Raw genomic sequence first — 1,931 nt, 5'->3', positions numbered from 1 at the left:
ACCTCGTCCCCCATGCGGACGCCGTGCCCCCCCTGCGGACGCCGTCCCGTACACAGACGGGTGCCCGCGGACCGGTGTGGTCCGCGGGCACCCGCGAAGAGCTCAGCAGAGCAGTGTCACTTGAGGGTGACGGTGCCGCCTGCAGCCTCGATCTCGGACTTCGCCTTCTCGGCGTCCTCCTTCTTGGCGTTCTCGAAGATGGTCGAGGGAGCGGAGTCCACGAGGTCCTTGGCTTCCTTCAGGCCCAGGCCGGTGAGGGCCTTGACGGCCTTGACGACCGCGATCTTCTTGTCGCCGGAGGACTCGAGGACGACCTCGAACTCGGACTTCTCCTCGGCCTCCTCGGCCTCGGCAGCGGGGGCGGCGGCGACGGCCACGGCGGCGGGGGCCGCAGCGGTGACGTCGAAGACCTCCTCGAACTGCTTGACGAAGTCGGACAGCTCGATGAGCGTCATTTCCTTGAAAGCTTCGATGAGCTCGTCAGCGGAGAGCTTGGCCATGATTGGCATTCCTTCCTGATTGGCCTGCTACGCGAGCAGATTGGTGGTGATGTCCACGCACCTGGGTGCGTGGGGCCTGTCGCGTCAGGCCGCCTGCTCCTGCTTCTCGCGGAGGGCATCGATGGTGCGCACCGTCTTGGACGGCAGCGCGGTGAACATGTACGCAGCCTGGGAGATCTTGGCCTTGAGGACGCCTGCGGCCTTGGCCAGCAGCACCTCACGGGACTCGAGATCGGCCAGCTTGACGACGGCCTCGGCGGACAGCGGGGCGCCGTCCATGGTGCCGGACTTCAGCACCAGTGCCGGGTTCTCCTTGGCGAAATCACGCAGTGTCTTGGCGGCCTCGACGGGCTCACCGGTGACGAATGCGATGGCGGTCGGGCCCTTGAGGTCCGATTCCAGGAAGTCGAGACCGACCTCCTTGGCCGCCAGCGCAGCCAGCGTGTTCTTCACCACGGCGTAGTGCGCACCTGTGCCCAGGCCGCGACGCAGCTGCTTGAGCTGCTGCACGGTCAGGCCGCGGTACTCAGTGAGCAGCACTGCGTCGGCTGCGCGGAATTGCTCCACGAGCTCGGCGACAGTTGCCACCTTGTCAGACCTCGCCATGGTCCTCCTTCCGATGTGTGCACCGTCGCACCCATGCGAGAGGCCCGGCGCGCAGGTGCGTGCCGGGCCCGGAAGTCCGTTCCCGCCCCGAGGGGCGGACACTCACCTGCGTCGGCTGCTCCAGCACTTCGACCCGCGCATTGGCGGATGTCCGACGGTCTTTGGCAGGGACAACACTAGCAGCGGGCCGCGCGTGGACCAACCACTCAGGCTGTGGGACCGGGCACGTGTGCCAGCGGGTCGAGGAAGGAGAGGGAGTGGGCGAGGCCGCCCTCGCGCGCGGTCGCGTGCCAGAGCCTGCGGTGGCGCGCCACCAGAGCCTCCCAGCGCCCTGCGAGGTCCCCCCGGGAGGCGGAGGAGCGTCCCTGGGCGACGTCGACCAGGGTGAGCCCGAACTCGCACATGTCCACGCACAGACGCACCTGGGCACGCGCGAGGGCCCCACTGCCGCCGGGACCGGGGTCGAGCTGACGACCCGCCCACCCCACGGCACGCCGGGCCTCCTCGACCTCGCGGGCCCCCACCCCCCACTCCGGGGGGAGCACGCCACCCCGGCGCAGGGCCTCCCAGGTGATGTCCGTGTTGCGCAGCGGGAGCGGGGCCAGCTCCGGGACCTCCCCCAGCGTCAGGAGGGCGGCCGCCACGTCCGCGGGCACGATGGCGGAGAGCAGGTGGTGGACCGACTCCTCGGGGCCCACCCCCCTCCATCCCCGCACCGCGGCCTCCACCATCGCGGGGAGGTTGAGCACCTCCGGTGCCCAGTGCCCCTTCCCCGCCCAGGCCGTCACCAGCATGCCGGTGGCGCCGTGGACCGCCCCCCAGTCG

The 1,931-nt window shown here is 70.2% G+C and carries 3 protein-coding genes; all 3 read right to left on the bottom strand.

From position 1 onward, the window contains the following. Positions 1 to 116: 116 nt before the first annotated feature. Positions 117 to 500, bottom strand: a complete 384-nt coding sequence (gene rplL / locus TA90_RS10145; protein ID WP_043536154.1) for a 50S ribosomal protein L7/L12 — start codon at positions 498 to 500, stop codon at positions 117 to 119. An 84-nt stretch (positions 501 to 584) separates the two neighbouring features. Further along, positions 585 to 1,106 carry a 50S ribosomal protein L10 gene (gene rplJ, locus TA90_RS10140; RefSeq protein WP_043536153.1) on the bottom strand — a complete coding sequence of 174 codons (522 nt, stop codon included), beginning with the start codon at positions 1,104 to 1,106 and terminating at the stop codon, positions 585 to 587. Between the two features lie 206 nt (positions 1,107 to 1,312). Beyond that, a partial coding sequence (locus TA90_RS15195; RefSeq protein WP_043536151.1) for a hypothetical protein occupies positions 1,313 to 1,931 on the bottom strand: 619 nt, incomplete at its 5' end.

Source organism: Actinomyces polynesiensis, from assembly GCF_000820725.1.
GTDB lineage: Bacteria > Actinomycetota > Actinomycetes > Actinomycetales > Actinomycetaceae > Pauljensenia > Pauljensenia polynesiensis.
This window is presented reverse-complemented; position numbering and strand designations above follow the sequence as displayed.